Annotated in this window: 21 protein-coding genes; 9 read left to right on the top strand and 12 right to left on the bottom strand. The window is 72.4% G+C overall.

The window, feature by feature from the left end; genetic code table 11:
* The first annotated feature begins 128 nt into the window (after positions 1–128).
* Positions 129–1013 carry a helix-turn-helix domain-containing protein gene (locus ABEA82_RS21235; protein ID WP_425588543.1) on the top strand — a complete coding sequence of 295 codons (885 nt, stop codon included), beginning with the start codon at positions 129–131 and terminating at the stop codon, positions 1011–1013.
* 63 nt (positions 1014–1076) lie between these two features.
* Here the strand turns inward: ABEA82_RS21235 and ABEA82_RS21230 are convergent, their stop codons facing one another.
* Entirely contained in the window at positions 1077–2471 is a 1395-nt protein-coding gene (locus ABEA82_RS21230) for a glycoside hydrolase family 16 protein (RefSeq protein ID WP_345663151.1), read from the bottom strand.
* 304 nt (positions 2472–2775) lie between these two features.
* On the opposite strand from ABEA82_RS21230, the gene ABEA82_RS21225 reads away from it, so the two are divergent.
* From ABEA82_RS21225 to ABEA82_RS21215, 3 genes are all read left to right on the top strand, one after another.
* Positions 2776–3285, top strand: a complete 510-nt coding sequence (locus ABEA82_RS21225) for an SRPBCC family protein (protein WP_345663150.1) — start codon at positions 2776–2778, stop codon at positions 3283–3285.
* The gene (locus tag ABEA82_RS21220; RefSeq protein WP_345663149.1) at positions 3278–4897 is read left to right on the top strand and encodes a phytoene desaturase family protein; all 1620 of its coding nucleotides are present in this window, start codon (positions 3278–3280) and stop codon (positions 4895–4897) included. The genes ABEA82_RS21225 and ABEA82_RS21220 overlap by 8 nt, the downstream gene beginning before the upstream one ends.
* Before the next feature lie 126 nt (positions 4898–5023).
* Entirely contained in the window at positions 5024–5905 is an 882-nt protein-coding gene (locus ABEA82_RS21215; protein ID WP_345663148.1) for an SDR family oxidoreductase, read from the top strand.
* A 175-nt stretch (positions 5906–6080) separates the two neighbouring features.
* Here the strand turns inward: ABEA82_RS21215 and infA are convergent, their stop codons facing one another.
* Complete coding sequence (gene infA / locus ABEA82_RS21210; protein ID WP_007386266.1) at positions 6081–6305, bottom strand: translation initiation factor IF-1; 225 nt, start codon at positions 6303–6305, stop codon at positions 6081–6083.
* Entirely contained in the window at positions 6302–7093 is a 792-nt protein-coding gene (locus ABEA82_RS21205) for a GNAT family N-acetyltransferase (protein WP_345663147.1), read from the bottom strand. Before ABEA82_RS21205 ends, infA begins: the two co-directional genes overlap by 4 nt.
* A gap of 327 nt (positions 7094–7420) precedes the next feature.
* On the opposite strand from ABEA82_RS21205, the gene ABEA82_RS21200 reads away from it, so the two are divergent.
* On the top strand, positions 7421–8716 hold the full coding sequence (locus ABEA82_RS21200) for a lipase family protein (protein ID WP_345663146.1): 1296 nt from the start codon (positions 7421–7423) through the stop codon (positions 8714–8716).
* Between the two features lie 49 nt (positions 8717–8765).
* Here the strand turns inward: ABEA82_RS21200 and ABEA82_RS21195 are convergent, their stop codons facing one another.
* The 4 genes from ABEA82_RS21195 to ABEA82_RS21180 form a co-directional block, all read right to left on the bottom strand.
* Positions 8766–9530, bottom strand: coding sequence for an IclR family transcriptional regulator (locus ABEA82_RS21195; RefSeq protein WP_345663145.1), 765 nt, complete (start codon positions 9528–9530; stop codon positions 8766–8768).
* Positions 9527–10897 carry an alpha/beta hydrolase family protein gene (locus tag ABEA82_RS21190; protein WP_345663144.1) on the bottom strand — a complete coding sequence of 457 codons (1371 nt, stop codon included), beginning with the start codon at positions 10895–10897 and terminating at the stop codon, positions 9527–9529. The genes ABEA82_RS21195 and ABEA82_RS21190 overlap by 4 nt, the downstream gene beginning before the upstream one ends.
* Positions 10894–12240 (bottom strand): MFS transporter, encoded by a 1347-nt coding sequence (locus tag ABEA82_RS21185; RefSeq protein WP_345663143.1) that lies wholly within the window; start codon positions 12238–12240, stop codon positions 10894–10896. The genes ABEA82_RS21190 and ABEA82_RS21185 overlap by 4 nt, the downstream gene beginning before the upstream one ends.
* 80 nt (positions 12241–12320) lie before the next feature.
* A complete protein-coding gene (locus ABEA82_RS21180; RefSeq protein WP_345663474.1) occupies positions 12321–12746 on the bottom strand; it encodes a MarR family winged helix-turn-helix transcriptional regulator in 426 nt (141 codons plus the stop codon).
* Positions 12747–12940: 194 nt separating this feature from the next.
* On the opposite strand from ABEA82_RS21180, the gene ABEA82_RS21175 reads away from it, so the two are divergent.
* Genes ABEA82_RS21175 through ABEA82_RS21160 form a run of 4 tightly spaced genes read left to right on the top strand, consistent with a single transcriptional unit; the run spans position 12941 to position 16731 of the window.
* Positions 12941–13858: an SDR family NAD(P)-dependent oxidoreductase gene (locus tag ABEA82_RS21175; protein WP_345663142.1), complete on the top strand. Its 918-nt coding sequence runs from the start codon at positions 12941–12943 to the stop codon at positions 13856–13858.
* Positions 13859–13869: 11 nt separating this feature from the next.
* Positions 13870–14745, top strand: coding sequence for an amidohydrolase family protein (locus tag ABEA82_RS21170; protein WP_345663473.1), 876 nt, complete (start codon positions 13870–13872; stop codon positions 14743–14745).
* A gap of 10 nt (positions 14746–14755) precedes the next feature.
* Positions 14756–16264, top strand: coding sequence for an acyl-CoA synthetase (locus ABEA82_RS21165; protein WP_345663141.1), 1509 nt, complete (start codon positions 14756–14758; stop codon positions 16262–16264).
* An 11-nt stretch (positions 16265–16275) separates the two neighbouring features.
* Positions 16276–16731 (top strand): MaoC family dehydratase, encoded by a 456-nt coding sequence (locus tag ABEA82_RS21160; RefSeq protein WP_345663140.1) that lies wholly within the window; start codon positions 16276–16278, stop codon positions 16729–16731.
* Here the strand turns inward: ABEA82_RS21160 and ABEA82_RS21155 are convergent.
* The 5 genes from ABEA82_RS21155 to ABEA82_RS21135 are packed head-to-tail and all read right to left on the bottom strand — an operon-like array spanning position 16722 to position 25123.
* Positions 16722–17549, bottom strand: a complete 828-nt coding sequence (locus ABEA82_RS21155; protein WP_345663139.1) for a PaaX family transcriptional regulator — start codon at positions 17547–17549, stop codon at positions 16722–16724. The genes ABEA82_RS21160 and ABEA82_RS21155 overlap by 10 nt on opposite strands.
* A gap of 24 nt (positions 17550–17573) precedes the next feature.
* Positions 17574–19247: a PHP domain-containing protein gene (locus ABEA82_RS21150; RefSeq protein WP_345663138.1), complete on the bottom strand. Its 1674-nt coding sequence runs from the start codon at positions 19245–19247 to the stop codon at positions 17574–17576.
* Between the two features lie 22 nt (positions 19248–19269).
* Positions 19270–21108: a LamG-like jellyroll fold domain-containing protein gene (locus ABEA82_RS21145; RefSeq protein WP_345663137.1), complete on the bottom strand. Its 1839-nt coding sequence runs from the start codon at positions 21106–21108 to the stop codon at positions 19270–19272.
* A 50-nt stretch (positions 21109–21158) separates the two neighbouring features.
* Positions 21159–24092 carry a glycoside hydrolase family 2 TIM barrel-domain containing protein gene (locus tag ABEA82_RS21140; RefSeq protein ID WP_345663136.1) on the bottom strand — a complete coding sequence of 978 codons (2934 nt, stop codon included), beginning with the start codon at positions 24090–24092 and terminating at the stop codon, positions 21159–21161.
* A complete protein-coding gene (locus ABEA82_RS21135) occupies positions 24089–25123 on the bottom strand; it encodes an alkaline phosphatase family protein (protein WP_345663135.1) in 1035 nt (344 codons plus the stop codon). Before ABEA82_RS21135 ends, ABEA82_RS21140 begins: the two co-directional genes overlap by 4 nt.
* Positions 25124–25151: the final 28 nt, after the last annotated feature.

Raw genomic sequence — 25151 nt, 5'->3', positions numbered from 1 at the left:
GACGCGTACAAAACTAAAAGTCTGACTTAATGGAAGGAAGGTCGCCGTGTGCCAGCCTGTGGTGAAAGTGGGACACCAGGCGGCGGCGCGGCGCGCGAACGCGGCGGCACGAGGCGGACATGGCGGATATGGCGGACAGAGACCTCCAGGGCGGCGACGGGATCGATACGTTCCCCTTCCCGGTCGAGCTGAGCGTCGGCGGTGTCGGCATGCAGGTCGGCCCGATGGGCACCGGCCGCACCTGGCACGCCGACGCGCCGCTGGAGCGCGTGCACCGCATCGACTTCCATGTCGTGATGCTCTTCGGCGAGGGCCCGGTCCGGCACATGGTCGACTTCACCGAGTACGAGGCCACGGCCGGGGACCTGCTGTGGATCCGCCCGGGGCAGGTCCACCGGTTCTCACCGACCAGCGAGTACCGCGGAACCGTGCTCACCATGCAGCCGGGCTTCCTGCCCCGCGCGACCGTGGAGGCCACCGGCCTGTACCGCTACGACCTGCCGCCGCTGCTGAGACCCGACCCGGCGGAACTCGCCGGTCTGCGGGACTCGCTCGGCCAACTGCGGCGCGAGTACGAGGACACGGCCACCCTGCCGCTCAGCCTGCACACCGCCGTGCTGCGCCACTCGCTGACGGCGTTCCTGCTGCGGCTCGCCCACCTGGCCGCGAGCGCGGAGTCCGTACGACAGCGGTCCGACTCCACCTTCACCCTCTTCCGGGACGCGGTGGAGCGGGACTTCGCCACCAACCACAGCGTCAGCGCCTACGCCGACGCCCTCGGTTACTCCCGGCGCACCCTGGTCCGCGCGGTCCGCGCGGCCACCGGCGACACCCCCAAGGCCTTCATCGACAAGCGCGTCGTCCTGGAGGCCAAGCGGCTCCTCGCCCACACCGAGCTGCCGATCGGCCGGGTCGGCGCGGCGGTCGGCTTCCCCGACGCCGCGAACTTCTCCAAGTTCTTCCACCAGCACACGGACCAGACCCCGGCGGTGTTCCGGGCGGAGTTGCGCTGAGGGCAGCGGGAAGGGGCCCCACGCGCGCGTGGAGCCCCTGGTCGAGGACGGGCAGGGCCGGGATCAGTGCCCGAAGGTGAACCAGTTGACGTTGACGAAGTCCTGCGGCTGACCACTGGTGAAGGTCAGATAGACGTCGTGCGTGCCCGTCACGGAACTGATGTTCGCCGGAATCGTCCGCCACGACTGCCAGCCGCCGGTGTTGCCCACCGCGAAGCTCCCGACAGGCGCGTTGCTCCGGCTGTCCAGCCGTACCTCGACCAGCCCACTGACACCGCTCGCCGCACCGCTCGCGACCCGTGCGTTGAACTGCCGGGCCGCCGATGAACCGAAGTTCACGCCCTTGAAGTGCAGCCAGTCGCCGCCCGCCAGGGAGCCCACGTTCTGGCCGCCGCCGGAGTCGGACGTCGACTCGGTGCTCACCCCGGACTGGCCGTCGTAGGACTCGGCCTGGATGGTGGAGTAGGCGTCGCGGCCGCCGGTCGGCGGGGGCGTGGTGCCGCCCCCGGACGACAGGACCTGGACGTAGTCGACGACCATGGGGCTGCCGGGCTGCGTCCCGGCGTCCGGGCCGCCGCCGAACGCGTCGGGGAAGCCGCCGCCCATCGCCACGTTGAGAATGATGAAGAAACCGTGGTCCGTGGCGTTCCGCCAGGTCGTCGCGTCGACCTGGTCGGCGCGCACGGTGTGGAAGTTGACGCCGTCGAGGAAGAAGCGGATCTCCTCCACGCTCGTCGAGCGGTCCCACTCCATCCGGTAGGTGTGGAAGCCGGCCTGACAGGTGGTGCCCTGGCAGCTGGTCGAACTCCCGATGCCGCTGGTCTCGTTGCAGGGGCCGCCCGGCGAGGTGCCGCAGTGCATCGTCGCGAACACCGTGTTCATGCCCTGGGTGTTCTCCATGATGTCCAGCTCGCCGACGGCCGGCCAGTTCCAGTAGTTGCCGCGGTAGGGGGCGCCCAGCATCCAGAAGGCGGGCCAGTAGCCCTTGGCCGCCGCCCCCGTGACGCTCGGCACCTGGATGCGTGACTCGACCCGGAGCTTGCCGCCCGCCGGGGGCTGGAAGTCGGTGCGGTTGGTCTCGACGCGGCCGGAGGTCCAGTTGCCGGCGGCGTCCCGTCGCGGGGTGATGCGCAGATTGCCGTTGCCGTCGAGCGAGACGTTGTCCGTGCTGCTCGTCATCGTCTCGATCTCGCCGGTGCCCCAGTTGGCGGGGCCGCCCGGGTAGCCCTTGCCGGTGGCGTACTGCCAGTCGGAGGTGTTGACGCCGCTGCCCGCGGGTCCGGTGAAGTCGTCCAGGAAGAGCTGGTTCCAGCCCGACGGGGGCGGCGGAGCGGAGGCGCTCGCGGTCGGGGTCGCCGCGGTGGTGGCGGCCGCCGCGAGGCCGAGCGTGCCGACCACGGCGACGAACGCCCGCCGGAAGGGGTGGCGAGCGCGGAGTCTGCCGGAGGTGTCACTCATGTGGGGATGCCTCTCGGTTGCGGGTGGGGAGGTTGAGAGCGCTCTCAGGGTGCCGTCAATGTGCTCCACGGCACCCGGGCCGTCAAGAGGTAAAGCCGGGAAAAGTGCGGGGCGGCCGCTGGATGCAGAGCTTGAACGGTCGCGCCCTCCCAGCCCGGGTCGAGAGCGCTCTCAGACGAGGCTGGCGCGCACTCACCACACGTCAAAGGGGTGACGTCACCGCACCCGCTGTTGAACAGGCGCTGCGGGGGGCACTCGGGCGGGACGACGGACCAGCCGGTCCGGACCACCACTGGAGGTTTCCGTGGCCGTTCGCCATCGCCTGATCCGAGTCAGCCCGCGCGAGGTGTGGGCCGTCCTCGCCGACGGGAACCGCTACGCGGAGTGGGTGGTGGGAACCTCGGAGTCCCACCCGCTGCGCGGCCGATGGCCGCGTACCGGCGCGGCGATCCGCTACCAGGTCCGGCTCGGACCGGTGCGGCTCGACAACGAGACGGTCGTCCGCCACCACGAGGAAGGCGCCCGGCTGGAGCTGGAGGCCCACGCCGGCGTCCTCGGCACGGCACGCATCGCGATCGAGCTGCGGCCGTGGGGCGAGCACTGCCTGGTGATCGTGGACGAGCACCCTCTGCTGGGGGCCGGCGGCCGGTTGCACAACGTCGGCTTCGAGGCGTTGATCCAGCTGCGCCACCGCGCCATGCTGGCCCGGCTGGCCAGACTGTGCGAGAACGAGGCCGCGGACACCGGAGGAGCCCGCCGCGCCCTCGGCCAGGTGACGGTGGGGCGCGGCACCGACGGAGCCCGCGATGCCTGACGCCGTGGTGATCGGCGCGGGGCCCAACGGCCTGGTGGCCGCCAACCTGCTGGCGGACGCCGGGTGGAGCGTCGAGGTGCTGGAGGAGCAGCCCGAGCCGGGCGGCGCCGTGCGCCACGACCGCGGCGTGGACCCTGACTTCGTCAACGACCTCTTCAGCTCCTTCTACCCCCTCGCCGCCGCCTCGCCCGTCCTGGCCGCACTGCGCCCGGAGGACCACGGACTGCGGTGGAGCCACGCGCCGAGCGTGCTGGCACACCCCCTCACCGACGGCAGTTGTGCCCTTCTGGACCGGAACATCGGGACGACCGCGGCGTCCGTCGAGACCTTCGCACCGGGCGACGGGGCAGCCTGGCACGCGCTGCACGACGTGTGGCAGAGTCTGCGCCCCGATCTCCTGGACGCGTTGTTCACCCCCTTCCCGCCGGTCCGCGCCGGGGCCCGGCTGGCGTGGCGGCTGCGAGCGGCGGGCGGCCTGCGCATGGCACGCTCGCTGGTGCTGCCGGTGCGCCGCCTGGGCGAGGAGGAGTTCCGCGGCCAGGGCGGCCGGCTGCTGCTGGCCGGCAACGCCCTGCACGCCGACCTCGCCCCCGAATCGGCCGGCAGCGGCGGCTTCGGCTGGCTGATGACCATGCTGGGACAGACCTACGGCTTCCCCGTCCCGGAGGGCGGCTCCGGCGCTCTGACCAGGGCCCTGGTCAGACGCCTGGAGACCCGGGGCGGACGGGTGCACTGCGGTCGGCGCGCCGAGCGGATCGTCGTCCGCGGCGGCCGGGCCGTCGGTGTGCGCACGGCCGGTGGTGACGCCCTCGCGGCACGCCGGGCGGTGCTGGCCGACGTGTCGGTGCCCGCCCTGTACGGCGAGCTCGTCGAGCCCGCGCACCTGCCCGCCCAGGTGCTGGACGACCTGCGGCGCTTCCAGTGGGACTTCGCCACGTTCAAGGTGGACTGGGCGCTGGACGGCCCGGTGCCCTGGCAGGCCGAACAGGCCTCCCGGGCCGGGACCGTGCACCTCGCCGACGGCCTGGACGAGCTCACCCGCTTCGCCGCGCAGATCGCGATGCGGCAGGTCCCGGACCGTCCCTTCGCGATCTTCGGCCAGATGACCACCGCCGACGCCACCCGCTCCCCACGGGGCACCGAGTCCGCCTGGGCCTACACCCATATCCCCCACGAGATCGCCGCCGACGCCGCCGACGAGGGCATCACCGGCCGCTGGGACACCAAGGACCAGGAGCTCATGGCCGACCGGGTCGAACGCCAGGTGGAGCGGTTCGCGCCCGGCTTCCGCGCCCTGATCCGAGCCCGCCGCATCCTGGCGCCTCCCACGCTGGAGGCGCTCGACGGCAATCTGGCCGGCGGCGCCATCAACGGAGGCACCACCGCGCTGCACCAGCAGCTCGTCTTCCGTCCCGTGCCCGGCACCGGGCGCCCGGAGACCCCGGTGCCGGGCCTCTTCCTCGCTTCCTCCGGAGCCCACCCGGGCGGCGGCGTGCACGGCGCGCCCGGAGCCAACGCCGCGCGGGCCGCACTGCGCCGCCACCGTCCGCCCGGCCTGGCCGGAGTCCAGCGGCTCCTGACGCACCGCGACCGCACGGGGACCAGGCACTGACGCCCGGCCCGGCCGGGACCCGGCCCCGCCCGACCGTTCGCGGGAGCCGAGGAGGAGACGAAATGCAACGGTCCGAGAGGAGCAACGAACGAGACGCCCGCTCAGAGACCGAAGGAAGGGCAGCCCATGCGCAGCAGCCCGCTCGCCGAGCGTACGGTCGTCATCACCGGAGCCGCCCGCGGCCTGGGCGCGGCCATGGCACGCGAAGCCGCCCGGCGCCGCGCCCGGGTGGCGCTCCTCGGCCACGAGAAGGCGGCCATGGACGAGGTCGCCGCGTCCCTGCCGGGCCCGGCGCTGGCCGTCGAGGCCGACATCACCGATCTCGCGGCCCTTGAGGACGCGGCCGACACGGTCCGGGCCGCCCTCGGACGGCCCTCGGCCGTGGTGGCGAACGCGGGCATCGCCGAAGGAGGCATGTTCCTCGCCACGGACCCGGCCGCCTGGCGCCGGGTGGTCGACGTCAACCTCACGGGCAGCGCCCAGACGGCCCGGACGTTCCTGCCGGACCTGATCGGCACGGCCGGCTACTTCCTCCAGGTCGCCTCCCTGGCGTCGATCGGCGCCGCCCCGCTGATGAGCGCCTACTGCGCCTCGAAAGCCGGGGTCGAGGCCTTCGCGCACGCCCTGCGCGCGGAGGTGGCGCACCGGGGGGTCGGCGTGGGCGTCGCTTATCCCGGCTGGACGGACACCGACATGATCCGCGCCGCCGACCGGTACGCCGTCCTGCGCGAACTGCGCGGTCACATGCCTCCGCCGGCCCGCCGCGTGTACGGCGTCGACACCGTCGCCGCCCGCCTGGTCCGGGGCGTGGAGCGCCGCAGCACCGCCGTGTACGCCCCGCCGTGGCTACGGCTGGCCCAGCCGGTGCGCGCGGCCCTGCCGGCCGTGGTGATGCGGGTGGCACGCCACGAGCTGCCCCGCCTGGAGGCCGCCGATCCCGTCCCCTGCACCGGCCCGCTCGGCGCCGGCGGCTCGGCGGACCACGCGGCGTACGGGCCCGGGCCCTGACGCCGCGCGGGGGACGCCGAACAGCGGCATGAGCCAGCACCGTCAAGAAAAACACGGCGACGCCGGCGATCACCCGCGGGCCCTCAACGGGCCCTGGTCGCGGAAACGCCGCGACCAGGGCCCCAGGGTCAGCTACCGCGGGAGATGCGGGTGCTGCGGGAGGTGCGGCCCGTCGCTAGTTCCGGTACCGGAAAACGATCCGGCCCCGTGTCAGGTCGTACGGCGGGAGTTCCACCAGCACCCGGTCCTCCAGCATGATCTTGATGTAGTTCTTGCGGATCTTCCCGCTGATGTGCGCGAGCACCTGGTGGCCGTTCTCGAGCTCCACGGTGAACATGGCGCTGCGCAGGCACTCGACGACCTTGCCCTCGACCTCGATGACGTTCTTGTTCCTCGTCATCGCACCAGCTCCAGGTTGCTGCCCGTCGGCCGGGCGCCGAGCCCCCGGAACAGCGCCGAGGCCGCCCGGTTGGACTCGTGGACCTCGGTCCAGGCCGTGGCGGACCCGGAGCGGTGCAGGGCCCCCAGCGCGTGGGCCAGCAGTGCCCGCGCGATGCCGCGGCGCTGTTCCCCGGCCAGGACCGCGACCAGCCCGATGCGCGGCCGTTTCACCCGCGCCACCCGGATCAGACCCAGGTAGCGGTCCTGCGCCGCGGCCACCGCGTACGCCGACGGGTCGACGATGGTGTCGCCCTCGGGGCGGGGAACCACCTCCGCGGGCATCGACCGCCACCCGACGGTCGCCTCGACTTCGTCACGGATCGAACGGTCCAGCGCCCGCAGCAGACGTTCGTCCGCCTGACCGGCCGGCACGATCGTCACGCCCGAAGGCGGCAGGACCGCTTGGAGTCCTGTGACCCGTGGGTCGGTCGGCACGGCGTACTCCCACTCGCGGCGCCGGACCGTGAATCCGGCCCGCCGCCAGCCGGCCGTCAGCTCGACGTCGGCTTCGTCGACCACCGTGTACAGCGGCGCCGGCAGTGCCGCCGACATCGCCTCGGCGAGCCGGTCGAAGGCTGCGTCGTGCCACGCGTCGATGCTGACGAACAAGCGTCCGTCGGGCCGGTGCTCCGCATGCCCGCGGCCGACCACCAGGTCGTCGTCCAGTGCGTGCCATTGCCGGTCCGCGACGCGTGTGATGATCACCGCGTTCTCGCCCGGGACGGCTGGGAAAGGCTTCGTGTCCATCGGAGTCTCCCTCCAGGAGTGCCTCGATCTCAGGCGCTCCCGGCGACACCGAACGTCAGCCGCCGGACCGTGACGAGTTGGGGGAGCACCCACCGGTAACTGTGTTCACGGGGCTCACCTCCAAGGTCGAATTCACGGTCCACCGCGAAAGTAGCAGCGGTGCGCCGCCGCGCTCAAAGCCTTTTCCTCCGGCACCGGCGAGACGTTGTCATCGGCGCGCACTTCGCACCGCCCCGGTTCGTATTTTCTTAACTATCACTGCTCACCTACTCGTTCGTACCGTCGTCACGCCTCCGCTTCACCCCACGGAAGGGAAGCTCTGACGTGATGTCACACAGATCGGCCGAGCCGGCGGTGCGCAGAGTCGCGCTGCTCGGTGTCGGTGCCTTGTTCGCGACCGCCCTCGCCGTGCCCGTGGCGACGGCCGACGCGCGTCCGGCGGACGGCTGCGCCGCCGTGGACGCCGAGATCTACCGGCCTCCCGCGAGTGTCACGGCGGCCCCGGGCACCCTCCTCGCCTGCCGCCCGGTCGACGCCCTGCCGATGGTCGGCGACGACGTCCCGTTCACCGCCTGGAAGGTGCAGTACGCGTCCACCGACGGACGGGGCCGGGCCGTCGCGGTGGCCGGGACGGTCGTCGTGCCCCGGGCGGCGTGGACCGGCTCCGGGGAGCGTCCGCTGGTCGCGTTCGCGCCCGGCACGCTCGGCATCGGCCCGCAGTGCGCCTTCTCCAAGCAGCTCGCCGGCGAGTACCAGGACGCCTACGAGGGCGGCAACATCGCCGCGCTGCTGCGCGCCGGGTACGCCGTCGCCGCCACGGACGGCGCCGGCTACCTGGACGGCCAGGTCCATCCGTACGTCTCCGGAGCCGACGCCGGACACGCGCTGCTGGACATCGCGAGGGCGGCGCCGAAGGTGCCCGGCAGTGGGCTGAGCCCGCGCGCCCGGGTCGGCCTGTGGGGCTACTCCGAGGGCGGCGCCGGCAGCCTGTGGGCCGCGCAGCTGGCGCGGTCGTACGCCCCGGGGCTGAACGTCGCGGGCGTGGCGTCCGGCGGGGTGCCCGGAGATCTGAAGGTCGTCGCGAAGAGCCTCGACGGCGGTGCGTTCGCCGGGTTCCTGCTCGACGCCGTCATCGGCATGGCCACGACCAACCCGGAGATGCCCTTCGAGGAACTCCTCGACGACGAGGGCCGGACGGCGGTCCGGGACGCGAAGAAGCTCTGTCTCGTCGGCACCCTCGCGCGCTTCGCCGGCGGCCGGACGGAGAACTACACCGAGGATCGGCTGACACTCGATCAGATCTTCGCGCTCCGCGGCCCCGACGGCAGGACCTGGGGCCAGGTCGTCGACGGCAACAAGCTCGGTGCAGGGGTGGGCCCCGCGGGATCCGGCGCCCGCTACGAGATCCCGTTCCCCGTGCTCCAGTACCGAGGTCTCCTCGACGAGGTGATCCCGGCCGAGACCGAGGAGGCCACCCGGCAGGCCTACTGCGCCGCCCGGATCCCCACCCAGTGGAACGTCTACCCCGGCGACCACCTCCTCGGGGACTTCCAGGCGGTCGACGACGTGGTGAAGTGGCTCGGCGACCGCTTCGCCGGCAAGCCGATGCCGGGCAACTGCTGAGCGGGGCACGAGCTTCGGACCGCGCGGTCCCGGCACGGCGCCGCGCGGTTCAGCCCCGCTCGGGCTGCCACCCCAGCGCCCTCGATATCCCCCGGGCCGCCACCCGGACCGCCGGGACCAGTACCGGCACCTGGGCGTCCGCCTGCGGCACCACGACGGACACGGCGGCGGTCACCGACCCGTCGGCCCCGCGCACCGGCGCGGCCACCGACAGCGCGTCCCGGGTGACCTGGCGGTCGCTCACCGCGACCCCGGTGCGGCGCACTTCGGCCAGCTCGCGCCGCAGCCGCACCGGGTCGGTGATCGTGTAGGGGGTGAACGACGCGAGTTCGCCCGCGCAGTACTTCTCCTGGAGCTCCGGACCGCCGTGGGCGAGCAGGGCGAGCCCGACCCCGGTGGCGTGCAGCGGCCAGCGGGCGCCGACCCGGATGTGCACGCCCACCGCCGACCGGCCCGACAGCCACTCGATGTAGACGACGTCCGAGGCGTCCCGCACGGCGAGCTGTACGTTCTCGTGCGTCGCCTCGTACAGGTCCTCCAGGTACGGCAGCGCGATCTGCCGCAGGGCGAGGCCGCGCGGAGCCAGCGCGGCGAGCTCCCACAGCCGGAGCCCGACGTGGTAGACGCCGGACCCGTCGCGTTCCAGGGCGCCCCACTCGGTGAGCGCGCCCACCAGACGATGGGTGGTGGTCAGGCTCAGGCCGGCCCGCCGGCTGATGTCCGTCAGGCACAGGGCCGGGTGCTCGTGGTCGAAGGCCGCGAGCACGGACAGCAGCCGTTCGGGCGCGGTGGGGGCGCCCCGTGTGCCGGTCATGGCCGGGTGTCTCCCGGGTGGGCGAGGTCGTAGGGGCGGGGGTAGGCGGCCGGGCGGTAGGAGACGTAGCGGGGTGTGGCCGCCGGATCCTCCGTGGCCGCCGTCGAGTTGAGGGTGTCGGGCCGTACGTCCCAGCGGCCGGTGTCGAGGCGCTTTTCCAGGGTGTGCAGCGCGGCCAGCGTCTCGCCCGTGGTGAAGGTGCAGTGGCCCGGGCCCTCGACGTACGCCTGGCGCAGGAGCCCCGCGGAGCCAGCCCCCGTGGCCGCCCGGTGGTAGGCGTTCTCCGCCTGCACCGGGATCAGCGCGTCACCGGTCGTGTGGATGTTCAGCTGCGGGTCGGCGAGCCGGCCCGAGAGCACGCTGGTGTTCCGCATCCACCGCACGGCCTGCGGATCGGCGGAGACCCTGGGTGCCCGGCCCAGGGCCGAGAGGTCGGTGCGCAAGGACAGCCCCGCCTCCTTGTAGAGCTCGGTCACCTCTTTGTACAGCGGGGACCGGGCGAACATCGCGGTGTAGTCGACGCCCGTGTTCCAGGACGGGTTGCCGCCCGCCCGGCTCTCGGCCTCCTGCCGCCAGCTGAACGCGGGCAGTTGGAGAAGTCCCCGGACCGCCGCGTACTGGTTGGACTGCTGGGCCGCCCAGTCGGTCGGGCCCGGTTCGGTCTGCGCGGAGTCGTTGTAGCCGGGGATGTTGTGCAGAGCGGCGGCCAGGGCGGTCCGGGCCCGGCCGTCCGGCGTTCGCTGGGCGGCCTCGACCTTCGAGGAGAGCGTCTTCGCGGCGGTGACCGCCTCCGCCTGGTCCGCGAACCCCGTGAGCCGCACCCCGGAGTCCGGCGCGAGCAGCGTGCGCAGCGCGAACACCGGGTCCAGCGTGCTGTTCCAGTTGGCGACGCCGCCCTGCACCAGCCCGCACATCGACAGCGAACCGTCGAACCGGTCGGCGTGCCGCTCGGCGAGCATGCTGGTGACGAAGCCGCCGTACGAGGTGCCCCAGGCGAGCGTCCGCCGGGCCGGACCGAACTTCTCCGTGAACAGATCCAGCGTGGCGAGCTGGTCGGGCACCGCCTCCGTGACAGCCCAGCCGTTCGTCGCGTACGAGGAGCCGATCAGGGCGTAGCCCCGCGCCAGCAGCTTGTCGCGGGCGGCCGTACCCGGCGTGTTCTGGGCCGGGTTGGGGGCTCCGGCCGGGGTGTAGCCGTGGCTGTACAGCAGCACGGTGCCGTTCCAGGACGCGGGTACGTCCATCACGTACGCGGCGCCGGAGGGGAGCTTGCCCTCCAGGTGGCTGTCGGTGGCGTCGGCGGCCTGCGCGGGCAGGGCCGTTGCCAGGGACAGGCAGGTGGTCAGTAAAGCGAGGCGGATCCTCAACGCGGGGTTCCTTCCAGGGTGGGGGTGGCGGCGGGGGAGTCCAGGGCGTCCGTGTGGGTCTCGCGCAGGCGCCACACGGTGACGGCGGTGATCGCCGCGCCCGCGCACAGCAGCAGCGACACCGGCGTGCTCCCGCCTCCGTACGAGGCGAGGAGGCTGCCGGCGATCAGCGGGGAGAACCCGGCGCCGACCAGGGTGGCCGCCTGGTAGCCGAGGGAGGCACCGGTGTAGCGGACGCGGGTGCCGAACATCTCGGTGAGCAGGGCGCCCAGCGGCCCGTACATCGTGGACTGGGCGACGCCGTGGCCGAGGGCGAGGGCGAGGATCAGCAGTCCGGGCGAGCCGGAGTCGACCAGCGCCAGCACCGGGAACGCGAGCGCGGCCGAGGCGAGGGCGCCGGTGAGGACGACGGGCCGGCGGCCGACCCGGTCCGACAGCGCGGACGCGGCGGGCAGGACGGCGAGGGCCACGCAGGAGGCGACGGTCACCGCGGTCAGCACCTGCGGGCGGGTGTACCCCTCGTCGACGGCGTAGGAGATCATGAAGCTCGTCAGCAGGGACTGCGTGGTGAACGCGCCGATGCCGACACAGGCGGCGAGCAGCACGGGCCTCGGGCGGCGCAGCAGTTCCACGATCGGCGGCCTGTCCACCGGCTCCCGCTTGACCTGCGCGAACAGCGGGCTCTCGGCGACCTTCAGACGCACGAACAGCCCGACGGCCAGGAGCACGATGCTCAGCAGGAACGGCACCCGCCAGCCCCAGGAGCGGAACTCGTCGTCGGGCAGGCCGGCCACGAGGGTGACCACGCCGGCCGACAGCACGGAGCCGAGCGGGGCGCCGAGCTGGGTGAAGCTGGACCACAGGCCTCGCCGGGAGCCCTGCGCGTGCTCGGCGTGCTCGACGACCATCAGCATCGCGCCGCCCCACTCGCCGCCGATCGCGATGCCCTGCACCACGCGCAGGGCGACGAGCAGCACCGGGGCCCAGACCCCGATCGCGTCGTAGGTGGGCAGCAGGCCGATGAGGAAGCTGCCCAGGCCCATCAGGACCATGGTCAGCAGCATCATCGACTTGCGCCCGATCCGGTCGCCGAAGTGGCCGAAGACGATGCCGCCCAGGGGGCGGGCCAGATAGCCCGCGGCGAAGGTCCCGAACGCCGCGATGGTGCCGACCGCCGGGTCGGCCTGCGGGAAGAACAGGTCACCGAAGACGAGCGCGGCGACGGTGCCGTAGACGAGGAAGTCGTAGAACTCGACGGTGGTGCCGAGCAGGCCGGAGACGGCGACACGGCGCAACTGCCGCGAATCGGCGGAGGGTTGAGCGGCTGACGGGGATGGCTGCACGGGGAGCTCCCTGGGGACGGGTCGCGGTTGGTCCGTGAAGTTATGCATCCATCGTGCAGCCGTCAATCATTTGCACAACATCAGTTCAGGCCGTCCTCCGCGATCCGCAGCAGCAGCGTGTGCAGCGTCTCCCGCTCGGCCTCGTCCAGTGGGCCGAGGAGTTCGTTGGTCACCCGCAGTCCGGCCTCGTCGGTGTCGCGCAGGAACGCGCGGCCGCTCTCGGTTAGGACGACGATCCGGCTGCGACGGTCGTCGGGGGCGGGGCGGCGCTCGGCGAACCCCTGCTTCTCCAGGTCGTCGACCAGGCCGACGATCGCGCTCGGGTCGTAGCCGAGCCGGGTGCTCAGCTCGCGCTGGAGGGCGCCCTCGGTGGTGGCGAGGAAGCGCAGCACGGCGTAGTGGCGCAGGCGCAGCCCCGACTCCTGGAGGCAGGAGTTGAAGAGCTGCCCCGAGCGCAGGCCCAGGCGGTAGAGCAGGTAGCCCGTGTCGGCGTGCAGCCCGCGCATCCACGGCTCGTGGGCGTCGATGGGCTTCGGGGTGACGTTCTGGCGTGTGATGGCGGGCTCCCTGTGCTCGGTGCTTCCTGGAGATTCCAGCATCTCGCACCCGTAGGTCACCAACAACTATTGACGTCAACAATTATTGCTCTTAGCTTCGATCTCGAAGCCCCACCCGCCTCACCGTGTGAAGGGACCCACCCGTGCCCAGCATCGATCTCTCCGGCAAGGCCGCCGTCGTCACCGGCAGCGGCCGGGGCCTCGGCCTCGCCTACGCCCACGCCCTGGCCGCCCACGGCGCGTCCGTGGTCGTCAACGACGTCGACGAGGCCGTCGCCGAAGCGGCCGTGAAGTCCATCGAGGAAGCGGGCGGCAGGGCCGTCGCCGAGGTCGTCCCGGTCGGCACCGCCGAGGCCGCCGAGCGGCTGGTGAACCGCGCGGTCGAGGAGTTCGGGCGACTGGACGTCCTGGTCACCAACGCGGGCATCCTGCGCGACAAGGTCCTGTGGAAGATGACCGACGACGACTTCGACGCGGTGATCACCACCCACCTCAAGGGCACCTTCACCTGCGCCCGCGCCGCCGCCGTCCGGATGCGCGAGCAGGGCGAGGGCGGCACGCTGATCCTGGTCGGCTCCCCGGCCGGACAGCGCGGCAACTTCGGCCAGACGAACTACGCCGCCGCCAAGGCCGGCATCGCCGCCATGGCCCGCACCTGGTCCATGGAACTGGGCCGCGCGAACATCACCGTCAACGCGATCGTGCCGGTCGCCGCGACCGCGATGACCGAGACGATCCCGGCCTTCGCCCCGTACGTCGAGGCCATGCGCGGCGGTGCGCCGCTGCCGGACTTCCTGCGCAAGGGCGAGGGCTTCGGCACCCCGGAGGACTGCGCGGCCCTGGTCCCCTTCCTCGCCTCCGAGGCCGCCCGGGGCGTCACCGGCCAGGCCATCGGCATCGGCGGCGACAAGGTGGCACTCTGGTCGCATCCGCAGGAGATCAGGGCGGCGTACGCCGACGGCGGCTGGACCCCCGCCGCCCTGGCCGACGCCTGGCCCACGTCGGTCGGTGCCGAGCTCCAGTCGGTCGGCATCCCGGCGCCGAAGCTCCCGGAGGCGTGATGGACCCCGTGATGGACTTGGAGTCGCTGGTCGCGATCGACGTCCACACCCACGCGGAGGTGTCCTCCAAGGGCCACTCCTCCCTGGACGACGATCTGCACGACGCCTCCTCCGCCTACTTCAAGGTCGAGGGCAAGCGGAAGCCGACCCTGGAGGAGACCGCCGCGTACTACCGCGAGCGGAAGATGGCCGCCGTGATCTTCACGGTCGACGCCGAGTCCGCCACCGGCACCCCGCCCGTCCCCAACGAGGAGGTCGCCGAGGCCGCCGCCGCCAACGCCGACGTCCTCGTCCCCTTCGCCTCCATCGACCCCTTCCGGGGGAAGGCGGGCGTGAAGCAGGCCCGTCGCCTGGTCGAGGAGTACGGGGTGAGGGGCTTCAAGTTCCACCCCAGCATCCAGGGGTTCTTCCCCAACGACCGGTCGGTGGCGTACGACCTGTACGAGGTGATCGAGGAGACGGGCGCCATCGCCCTCTTCCACACCGGCCAGACGGGCATCGGCGCCGGAGTCCCCGGCGGGGGCGGCATCCGCCTCAAGTACTCCAACCCCCTCCACGTGGACGACGTCGCCGCCGACTTCCCGCACCTGAAGATCATCCTGGCCCACCCGTCGTTCCCCTGGCAGGACGAGGCCCTCGCCGTCGCCACGCACAAGCCGGGCGTGCACATCGACCTGTCCGGCTGGTCGCCGAAGTACTTCCCGCCGCAGCTCGTGCAGTACGCGAACACCCTGCTGAAGGACAAGGTCCTCTTCGGCTCCGACTTCCCCGTCCTCACCCCCGACCGCTGGCTCGCCGACTTCGGCAAGCTGACGATCAAGGAGGAGGTCCGGCCGAAGATCCTCAAGGAGAACGCCGCCCGCCTGCTCGGGCTGACGCGACCGTAAGGGGCGTGACATGCGCAACGAGGGACTGGGGTCGTGGCCCGCACGCCGGGCCCGCAAGACCCCGCACCGCACCGCCCTGATCCACGGCGACACCACCCGTACCTACGCCGACCTGTACGCGCGCACCACCCGCCTGGCCCACGCGCTGCGCGAGAGGGGCGTCCGCCGCGGCGACCGCATCGCCTACCTCGGCCCGAACCACCCCTCCTACCTGGAGACCCTGTTCGCGGCCGGGACCCTCGGCGCGGTGTTCGTGCCCCTCAACACCCGCCTGGCCGGGCCCGAGATCGCCTACCAGCTCGCCGACTCCGGGGCCAAGGCCCTCGTCTACGGCCCCTCGCACGCCGGCCTGGTCGCGGGCCTGCCGGGCAGCACGGACGTCCGGACCTATCTCGAAGTGGGCGCCGAGTACGAGGAGTCGCTGGCCTCGGCCTCCCCCGAGCCCATCGACGCGCCGGTCGCCCCGGACGACACCTGCATCATCATGTACACCTCGGGCACGACCGGCCGCCCCAAAGGGGCCATGCTCACCCACGGCAACCTCACCTGGAACGCGATCAACGTCCTCGTCGACACCGACCTGATCGCCGACGAACGCGCCCTGGTCTCCGCCCCGCTGTTCCACACCGCCGGCCTGAACATGCTGACGCTCCCCGTCCTGCTGAAGGGCGGCGCCTGCGTCCTGGTCGAGGCCTTCGACCCGGACTCCACCTTCGACCTCGTCGAACGGCACCACATCACCTTCATGTTCGGCGTGCCGACCATGTTCGACCAGGTGGCGAGGCACCCGCGCTGGCCGGATGCGGACCTCTCCTCGCTGCGCATCCTGACCTGCGGAGGCTCCCCGGTCCCGACCCCGCTGATCGCCGCGTACCAGGAGCGCGGCCTGACCTTCCTCCAGGGCTACGGCATGACCGAGGCCGCCCCCGGCACGCTCTTCCTGGACGCCGAACACGCCATCGGCAAGGCGGGTTCCGCCGGAGTGCCGCACTTCTTCAGCGACGTACGGGTCGTCCGGCCGGACCTCGCACCGGTCGACGTCGGCGAGGTCGGAGAGGTCGTGGTCCGCGGGCCGCACGTCATGCCCGGCTACTGGGGGCTGCCCGAGGAGACGGCCGCGTCCTTCGCGGACGGCTGGTTCCGCAGCGGCGACGCGGCCCAGATCGACGAGGACGGCTACGTCCACATCGTCGACCGCATCAAGGACATGATCATCTCCGGGGGCGAGAACATCTACCCCGCCGAGATCGAGGACCAGCTCCTCGCCCACCCGGACATCGTCGAGTGCGCGGTGATCGGGGTCCCGGACGACAAGTGGGGCGAGGTGCCGCGCGCGGTCGTCGTGCCCCGCGAGGGCGCCGCACTCGACCCCGACGAGGTGCTCGCGTCGCTCGCGGGCCGCCTCGCCAAGTACAAGATCCCGAAGTCGGTGGTGCTGGCGGACGAACTGCCCCGCACCGCCTCCGGAAAGCTCCTCAAGTCCCGTGTGCGCAAGCGCTACGGCTCCGACTCCCAGTGAAGGACAGCTGTATGAGCATCACCGTCAACGGTCTCGACGAACTCAGGAAGCTCGCCGGCGGCGACCTCGGCACCAGCGAGTGGATCGAGGTCACGCAGGAGCGCATCGACACCTTCGCCGACGCGACCGGGGACCACCAGTGGATCCACGTGGACCCCGAGCGGGCCGAGGAGGGCCCCTTCGGCGCGCCCATCGCGCACGGCTATCTCACGCTCTCCCTCTTCATCCCGCTGTTCACCGAGCTGCTGGACGTCCAGGGCGTGACGACCAAGGTCAACTACGGCCTCAACAAGGTGCGTTTCCCCTCCCCCGTGAAGGTGGGCTCCCGCATCCGGCTGACGGCGAAGCTCGCCGAGGTCGAGGACGTGCCGGGCGGCGTTCAGATCACGGTCGACGGAGCCATCGAGATCGAGGGCGGCGCCAAGCCGGCCGCGGTGCTCCAGAGCCTGTCGCGGTTCTACGTCTGAGACCGCGCGGGCACCAGGTCGAGCAGGCGTTCCGCCGAGGCGTGCGCGAGCGGCGACAGCCGGTCGTGCACGGTCCGGAACGTCTTCTCGGCCTGCTCCGCCGGCCAGTCGTCCGGCAGGTGCTTGACCGGCAGACGGGGATCGCGCCGGACGATCCGCAGCCACTCGGTCTGCAGCCGCAGCCGCAGCACGAGGGCGTCGTCGGCGTCCGGCAGGGCGTCCTCCCAGTGCTGCCAGCGCTGTACGAACCCCTCGTAGCGGGCCGCCAGGTCGGACAGTTCCCAGGTCTCCTCGATCATCTGGCCGATGTCCATGCCGGCGTCCGCGTGCGCCCGGAAGATCTTCACATGGGCGGACAGCCCGAGCTCGGCCACCAGCGCCGACACGTCGACCTCGCCCGGGGCGATCCACAGTCCGTTGAACAGCGGGCCGAAGCCGCTCCAGGTCAGCTGGGAGCGCAGGTCGTGGCGCTGGCGCTGCCAGGACTCCGGCAGGGAGAAGCCGAGCAGGGTCCAGGTGCCGTCCCAGTGCCGGTTGACGGCACCCGCCTGCCAGATGCGCCGCTCGCCGTCGCGCAGCACCGCCTCCGAGCGCCCGGTCAGCCCGAAGTACATGCGGCGGCCCTCCCGCTGGCGCCGCAGCAGATCGCGCTTGACCATGCGGGCCAGCGTCGAGCGGGTCGCCTGCTCGCCGACACCGGCGCGAGCGAACACGTCGATGACGCTGCCCGAGTACACGCACACGTCACGCCCGAGCACCTGGTCGCCCAGGAACGTCAGCATGAGGGACTGGGGCCGCAGCGACTCTTCACCGGTCACGCGGCCCACCGTACCTCCGCCCGATCAGGCCCCTTCCACGTCGACGAAGACCGGGTTCGTGTAGAACCACGTGTCCGCCCACGGGTCACCGTCCCCGGGCGCGTGCGGGATCGGCCCGTGCGGGTCGACCGAGGCGCCCAGGTAACCGGTGCCGTTGCGGTTGCCGTCGCTGCCGCGCAGCCGGACGTAGAAGGACTCGTCGCCCGCGGTCAGCGGGACGCGCAGGGTGTAGGTGCCCGTGCGGCCGGAGACGTCCTGCGACCGCACCACCCGGGTGTCCGGGGCCTTCCAGGTGTCGCGGTCGGTGACCGGGCCGCGCACCGCCCCGCGGATGACGTCCACGTGCGCCGGCTCGGGCAGGACGCCCTGCGGGTTGGGGCGCGAGGCCGTCGTCACGGTGATGTCCAGCGTCAGCTTCTCGCCCTTGCGGACCCGCAGCCGGCCGCCGAGCGTCACGCCCCGGCCCCGGTCGTGTTCCCGCTTCAGCCGCACCTCGATCCCGTCCAGCAGATGCCCGTGGTCGAGCCAGACCCGGCCCGCGCGCAGGCCCGCCATGACCGCGCGGTAGCCGTAGCCGGTCACGCCCACGTGGGTGCGGCTGAACTGGCCGGGCCAGAAGTCGCTGCCGGGCTGCGGGGTGTCGGTGTTCACCGGGTCGGGCAGCTTGCCGGTGTTGTCGAAGTTCTGCCCGGCCGGCCAGTCGCCGTTCTTCCAGGTGTCGAAGACGATCCGGTGGGCGTCGGAGTTGGTGGTGATCGAGAACAGCCGGCCCTCGGCGAGCATCGAGTCCCACAGACCTCCGACGGTGGCGGTCGCCCAGTCGAAGCCGCCGTAGGTGAGGTAGGCGTCCGCCGGGTAGCCGGGCCAGGACTGCGCGGACGGCTTGTTCTCGTACTCGCCGCGGATCGAGGTGGCGCCGCGCCGGCCGGGGATGGCGGCGCCCTGGGCGCCCGGCGCGCCCTCCATGCCGATCATGATCTCGGGCGCCGCGTCCCGCCAGGCGCGCAGCTCGTGCGGGGAGTCGATGCCGAGGCGCAGGGGATGGTTGGCGAGCACCAGGACGTCGTCGACGTAGCCCGAACGGCGCTGCTCGGCCAGCCACTTGATCGCCTTGACGGCGTGCGCCTCGTTGCGGGCGGTGTCGGCGTCGCCCGGGCCGCCCTTGTCGTAGGCGAGGAGCTTGCCGTCGTAGGCGCGCTCGAAGCGGGTGAGCAGGTCGACCTCGTGCCGGCCGGGCGGGGTGAACACCGTGCAGTGCTCGGCCGCCGGGATGTACCACTCCAGGCCCTGGAAGATCAGCTGCCGCGGGTTCTCCGCGCGGGCCTTCAGGATCTCCCGGTGCTCCAGGGCGGCCCCGAAATCGGCGTGCCCGAAGTTGGAGTGCTCGGTGAACACCAACCAGTCCAGACCGTACTTCGCGCCCGCGGCGGCCAGCTGGGAGAACGTGTACTTGGCGTCGTGGCTGTAGACGGAGTGGATGTGGTGGTCGCCGACGAGGTAGGCGAGGCGGGGGTCCTCGTCGGTAGGCCGCCCGCTGTCACCGGCGGCCAGGGCGGGGGTGGCCGCCGAGCCCAGGGCGAACGCGGCGCCGAACAGGCCGGCGCGGCGCAGGAGCCCGCGGCGGGAGACACCCTGCGGGTCGAGGGCGGCGGGAGAGACGGACGGGTCGGCCCAGGCGGGCAACTGCTGCTCGGTCATGATCGACAAGCCCTTCGGGATCTCAGTGGTTCATGAAGGAGGTGACGGGCAGCGCCCGTGCGACGATCCGGACGTCGCCGAGCCGGCCGTGGAAGATCTGGTCGATCTTGCCGCCGTACTCGTAGCCGCCCAGCAGCCACGGCAGCCCCACGGACGTGATGCCGACGGAGGGCGCCTTGGGGTTGCGGAGCACCGGGCAGCCCTCGACGTACAGCGTGCTGTGCCTGCCGTCGTTGACGACCGCGAGGTGCCACCAGGTCTCCAGCGGGGTCTCCTGGCCCCAGTTGGTGGCGATGCCCTGCTGGTTGAGCGGGCGCATCGCCCACTGCGGTTCACGGTCGTTGGACAGCGACAGCGTGGCCAGCGGCTCGTCCGGGTCGTCGGCGGTCTTGCCGGCCGCGCCGCCCGTGCCCGTGCGCGAGACCAGGCCCGACCAGGCGTGGTGGTCCGGGTCCCAGTCGGCGGGCAGACGGTAGAACGCCTCGATGGTGTAGCCGTCCTCGAAGGTGGCCTTGCTGAGCGGGGCGCCGTCGACCGTGCGCAGGTACGCGCCCTTCAGCGGCGACCTGAAGCCCTGGAACTCCAGGCTGCCGTGCCCCGGCTGGTCGGGGTGATGGTCCGCCGACCAGCCCAGCGCGCCTTCGCCGACCGTGACCAGGGACAGGTCGTTGCCCCGCCCGGACAGGTCGCGGACCGTTCCCTTCGTGCCGTCGACGGGCTTCTCGAAACGCCAGTAGGCCACCGTGCCCGGCAGCAGCATCCCCGAGACGGGCCGGGCCGGCCGGGCGGGCACGGGAGCGAAGCCGGAGAAGCGTTTCTGGAAGTCGATCTCGACGGAGAAGCGGTCGGCGTCGCCGCTCAGCTCCATCTCCTGCCGCTCCAGCTCGTTGAGTCCCTTCGACGCCCGGCCCAGGATCCACGGCGAGAGCGTCTCCACGTCGATGACGCCGCGGTCCAGGTCGAACCGGTACAGGCGGATCATCGCCGCGCCGCCGAAGTAGCGGTTCTGGTAGTTCGTCAGATGCAGATGGACGTCGTGCCCCGCCGCGTTCTTCCGCGTCGCGCGGCCGGCGGGCCAGTAGTGCCCGCCCAGGGCCAGGAAGATCTGGTCGTGGTCCTCGATCAGCCGGTCCCACAGCTGCTGCCCGTAGTCCGACAGCGTGTCGTCCTCGACGACCAGTTCGTGCGTCGTGAGGATCACCGGGGTCTTCGGGTGCTCGGCCAGGACCTCCTTCGCCCACGCGTACCCTTGCGGCGACAGCCGCCAGTCCAGCGCGAGCACCAGCCACTCCCGGCCGCCCGCCGCGAACCGGTGGAAGGTGTTGTAGCCGTCCGGGGAGGCATCGCCGAACGTCGGCTTCCCCTCGAACCGCTTCGGCCCGAAGGCGTCCAGGTACGGTGTCGCGCCGCGCTGGTCGGTCGTCGACGACTTCACGTCGTGGTTGCCGGCCAGGACGCTGTAGCCGACTCCCCGCCGGTCCAGCAGCCCGAACGCCTCGCCGATCGCCGCGAACTCGTCCTTCGCGCCGTTCTGCGTGAGGTCCCCGAGATGCGACAGGAAGACGATGTTCTCCTCCCGGCCGTGCTCCAGCAGATAGCGCAGCGACGCCTCGACCGGAGCCCTGTCGATGCTCGGCCCGTCGAACAGGTACTGCGTGTCCGGCATCACGGCGAGCGTGAAGCGGCGGCTGCGCGGGTCCGGACGCCAACTCGCGGTCGAGGCCGCCTCGGCGGTGAGGGCCGGCAGCGCGCTCACCGCGGCGGCGGTGGCGCCGAGCAGCGCGGTGGCACGGAGGAAACCGCGTCTTCCGGCACCGGCCTGGGGCGCCTCGCCCAGGTCGTGGTCATGCGAAACGCACACGGGTGCTCCATGGGGTGACTGAGAACGGGGTGACTGAGAGGGGAGGAAACTCAGAGAACGCGCAGCGTCCAGCTCCAGCGATGGACGCCGGCCGCGACGAGGTAGGAAGCGAAGGTGTCGGGCCCGCACGACGCCGTGCCCAGCCCGCGGTGCGCCGCGTCGATGTGCACCACGCACCCGGCCCGCGGCACCAGTTCGTCGTGATGGGCGACAGCGGCGAGATCGGCCGCGCGATGGCGGGTCACGGAGACCTGGCGGGGCCGGTCCAGCCGCACCGCGAGCCCGGTGGCGTCCGGAGCGGACAGCGTGAACCGCCGCACACCGTGCCGCCCGCCGCTCTCCTGAGGCCGCAGATACGGGGTGAACAGCTCGTCCACCGGCAGGGAGTGGTGCCCCACCGGGGCACCCGCCTCCCGGTCCGGATACGACTCCCAGGGACCCTGCCCGAACCACTCCAGCAGGTTCAGCCCCGGGGCCGTCTCGAAGACCGACCCGACCCGGGCCACGTCGTGCAGCGTCTCGGGCAGTTCGGCGCACTCCTCGACGAGCAGTCCGCCCTCGACCGCCGTGAACACCTGCTCGTGACGGACGGTCCCGCCCGTGCAGAGGTAGTCGCACACCACGGCCACCCGTCCCGGGTCACGCCGTACGGCGACGACCTTCCGGTCGGGTGCCTGAAGCCCCCAGTCCCGCCAGCGGGCCGCCATGCCGCCCAGTTCGTCGTTGTCGGTGGGCGCCCGCCACAGGGACAGCGTGGGCGCGGCCGTCAGCAGCGGATGGACCAGCAGCCCGTCCTCGCCGACCTCCACCGGACGGCCTGGCACGGGGGTGTGCTCGACCGGGCGCGCAGCCCGCAGACGGACCTGCGGCAGGCACACCACCGTGCCGCGCGGCGCCCACGGCTCGTCCCCGGCTGTCGTGACCCGCAGGGTCAGCCATGCCTCACCGCCGTCCTCCGGCAGTTCGAACGGCGGCGGCACCGCGGCCGTCTCACCGGGGCGCAGATCGGGCAGCTCGGCGGGAGCCGTCCGGGTCGCGCCGTCGGCGAGGGACAGCTCCCACTCGCCGGCCAGCCAGTCCAGGCCCCGGAAGTGCTGGTGGTTGCTCAGGACGACGCCCTCGTGCCGGAAGCAGTCGATCCGCACCGGCGCGGCGATCTCCCGGTGCTCGAACATCACCGGCTTGGGCGTGCGGTCGGGGAAGACGACACCGTCGGCGATGAAGGCGCCGTCGTGGTCGGTCTCGCCGAAGTCGCCGCCGTACGCCCAGCGATGACCGGGCGCGGCGACACCGTTGTCATACAGCCCGGCGCCCCCACGCCCGGCCGGTCTGCCGTCGTTCACACGCTGCAGGATGCCGTGGTCCCAGAACTCCCAGATGAACCCGCCCTGAAGACCCGGGGTGGACTCGATGGCCTCCCAATGGTCCGCCAGCGTGCCGTTGCTGTTGCCCATGGCGTGCGAGTACTCGCACTGGATGAGCGGCTTGGTCTGGGTGCCCGACATGGCGTGCGCCAGGCACTCCTCCAGCTGTGCGTACATCGGGCAGGCGATGTCGGAGGCCAGGTCGGGATCGGCCCAGCCGCGCTTGGCGGCGCCCTCGTACTGCACCGGCCGGGTCGGGTCGTGCCGGCGCACCCAGCCCGCCGCCGCGTCGTGGTTCGCGCCGTAGTCGGACTCGTTGCCCAGCGACCAGATGATGACGGACGGGTGGTTCTTGTCCCGCAGCACCATCCGTGCGACCCGGTCGACGAAGGCGTTCAGGTAGCGCGGGTCGTCGGCGATCTCGTGGGCGTGGTCGTGGGACTCGATGTCGGCCTCGTCGACGACGTAGAGGCCGAGCTCGTCGGCGAGGTCGTACAGGGCCGGGTCGTTCGGGTAGTGCGCGGTGCGGATCGCGTTGAAGCCGAACCGCTTCAGCAGGACGAGGTCGGCGCGCATGTCGCCGTACGACACCGTGCGTCCCGTCAGCGGATGGAAGTCGTGCCGGTTGACGCCCCGGATGAACACGCGCTCACCGTTGACCAGCAGGTCCCGGCCGTCGATCTCGACGTCACGGAAGCCGATCCGGTGCCGGGAGGTGTCGGCGACGGTGCCGTCGGCGCGGTGCAGCCGGACGGTCAGGCCGTACAGCTCGGGCGTCTCGGCCGTCCAGGTGCGGACATCCGGTACGGCGGCCCGCAACCGGGCCTCACCGAGGAAGTCGGAGACGCGCTCGTCCTCGGCGTTCAGACGGTCGAACTCCGCGTCCTGCGTGAGGAGGTGCCCGTCCAGCTCCCCGCTGACGTACCAGCCCTCCGGCAGCGCCCCGCCCGTGTCCCGTACCCGGCAGTCCACCCGCAGGTCGCCGTCGCGCCGGGCGCGCACGGTCACGTCCGCGAGATGCAGCGGGTCCCTCGCGTAGAGCAGTACCGAGCGGGTGATCCCGCCGTGCCACCAGTGGTCCTGGTCCTCGATGTGCGAGGCGTCCGACCACTTCACGACGGTCAGCCGCAGGGTGGCCCGCTCCCCGGGGCGCAGCAGTGGCGTCAGGTCGAACTCGGCGGCCAGGTGGGAGTCCTTGGAGATGCCGGCCGGACGCCCGTTCACGTGCACCAGCAGCACGCTCTCGGCGGCCCCGACCTGGAGCACGATCCGCCGCCCGGCCCACTCGGCCGGCACGTCCACCGCCCGTTCGTAGACCCCCGTCGGGTTGGCGGCGGGCACCTCCGGCGGGAACTCGGCGAACGGCATCCGGATGTTCAGGTACCGCGGGAGGTCGTCCGTGCCCTGCACGGTCCACACGCCGGGCACGTACGACGACGACCAGACCTCCCCGAGCGGGGCGTCCGGCGCGGGCAGCAGTTGGAAGCGCCAGTCGCCGTCCAGGGATACGGCCCCGGCCCGCCGGTCGACGGCGTGCATCGGCAGCCGCCCCCAGGAGGTCACCTCGGGTGCCTCCCAGGGGCGCAGGGCGGTCAGCGGGTCGAAGGGTGCGTCGGTCATGGCCGTTCCGAAGTCGGTGGGGTGGGGCGGGGCAGGACACGGCCCGGCAGGCCCCAGTCGGGGTCGACGGGGATGCCGAGGCGGTTCAGGACCGTGGGGGCGATGTCGATGAGGCGGGGCGTGTCGAGCGGGAGGCCCCCGGGCATGCCGGGCTCGGCGAGGACGACGAAGACCTCCCGCTCGGCACGCGAGTCGCCGCCGTGGCCGCCGGTGTCGAGGTGACCGTGGTCCGTGGTGACCAGCACGGTCCAGCGCTCCTCGGCGCGCCGCGGATCCGAGCGCCGGGCGTCGATAGCCTCCAGCAGCCGTCCGAGGTGGGCGTCCTGGGCGAGGAGGGCCTGGTCGTAGGCGGGGGAGAGGGGGCCCGTGGCGTGGCCGGCCTCGTCGGTGGCGCCGAAGTACACGAACAGGACGTCCGGGTCGAACGTGGTGAGCCAGCGCAGGGCGGTGCGGGCGACGCGGCGGTCCGCGGTTTCGTAGCCCCTGGATTCGCCGTTGTGGCGCACCCGTCGGCCGATGGCCCGGCCGAGGGTACCGCGGCGAACCAGTGCCGGCCAGGACACCACGGCCGCCGTGCGCAGCCCGGGCCGGGCGGTGGCGGCACGGGTCAGGAAGTCGGGGTAGCGGGTGTAGTCGGCGCCTTTGAAGTCGTTGCCGGTGACCCCGTGGCGGTCGGGCCACACCCCGGTGAGGATGCTCGACCAGCCGGGCCCGGAGTCGGTGTAGGCCATGCTGGTCGACGGACCGTTCGCGGCCTGGCCGTCCGCCTCGCCGTAGGGCAGCAGGCTGGTGCCGACGGCGCCCGCGGCCATCAGGCTGTGCAGCACGGGGGCCGCGGACGCGGAGAGGACCAGCCGGTCGAAGCGCAGTCCGTCCATGCCGACGACGAGCACCTTGGCGCGTGGGGCCTCGGAGTTGACGTCCGTCACTGGGTGCCTCTCTTGTGTGGCTGCTACGAGCTCGGGCCGGGACCGGCCGCTCTCGGCTGCGTGTCCCCTGTGGCTGGTCGCGCCCACGCGACGGAGCCGCATGTCGACACAGCCCCGCGCCCCTTTCGGG

Source organism: Streptomyces venetus (assembly GCF_039540295.1).
In the GTDB taxonomy this organism is placed as follows: Bacteria; Actinomycetota; Actinomycetes; order Streptomycetales; family Streptomycetaceae; genus Streptomyces; species Streptomyces venetus.
This window is presented reverse-complemented; position numbering and strand designations above follow the sequence as displayed.

Bases quoted from the DNA above. Each gene is read 5' to 3' on its own strand.
- ABEA82_RS21235 (WP_425588543.1), top strand. From the start codon at position 129: ATGGCGGACAGAGACCTCCAGGGCGGCGACGGGATCGATACGTTCCCC.
- ABEA82_RS21230 (WP_345663151.1), bottom strand. From the start codon at position 2,471: ATGAGTGACACCTCCGGCAGACTCCGCGCTCGCCACCCCTTCCGGCGG.
- ABEA82_RS21220 (WP_345663149.1), top strand. From the start codon at position 3,278: ATGCCTGACGCCGTGGTGATCGGCGCGGGGCCCAACGGCCTGGTGGCC.
- ABEA82_RS21215 (WP_345663148.1), top strand. From the start codon at position 5,024: ATGCGCAGCAGCCCGCTCGCCGAGCGTACGGTCGTCATCACCGGAGCC.
- infA (WP_007386266.1), bottom strand. From the start codon at position 6,305: ATGACGAGGAACAAGAACGTCATCGAGGTCGAGGGCAAGGTCGTCGAG.
- ABEA82_RS21205 (WP_345663147.1), bottom strand. From the start codon at position 7,093: ATGGACACGAAGCCTTTCCCAGCCGTCCCGGGCGAGAACGCGGTGATC.
- ABEA82_RS21200 (WP_345663146.1), top strand. From the start codon at position 7,421: ATGTCACACAGATCGGCCGAGCCGGCGGTGCGCAGAGTCGCGCTGCTC.
- ABEA82_RS21195 (WP_345663145.1), bottom strand. From the start codon at position 9,530: ATGACCGGCACACGGGGCGCCCCCACCGCGCCCGAACGGCTGCTGTCC.
- ABEA82_RS21180 (WP_345663474.1), bottom strand. From the start codon at position 12,746: ATGCGCGGGCTGCACGCCGACACGGGCTACCTGCTCTACCGCCTGGGC.
- ABEA82_RS21170 (WP_345663473.1), top strand. From the start codon at position 13,870: ATGGACTTGGAGTCGCTGGTCGCGATCGACGTCCACACCCACGCGGAG.
- ABEA82_RS21165 (WP_345663141.1), top strand. From the start codon at position 14,756: ATGCGCAACGAGGGACTGGGGTCGTGGCCCGCACGCCGGGCCCGCAAG.
- ABEA82_RS21160 (WP_345663140.1), top strand. From the start codon at position 16,276: ATGAGCATCACCGTCAACGGTCTCGACGAACTCAGGAAGCTCGCCGGC.
- ABEA82_RS21150 (WP_345663138.1), bottom strand. From the start codon at position 19,247: ATGACCGAGCAGCAGTTGCCCGCCTGGGCCGACCCGTCCGTCTCTCCC.
- ABEA82_RS21140 (WP_345663136.1), bottom strand. From the start codon at position 24,092: ATGACCGACGCACCCTTCGACCCGCTGACCGCCCTGCGCCCCTGGGAG.
- ABEA82_RS21135 (WP_345663135.1), bottom strand. From the start codon at position 25,123: ATGCGGCTCCGTCGCGTGGGCGCGACCAGCCACAGGGGACACGCAGCC.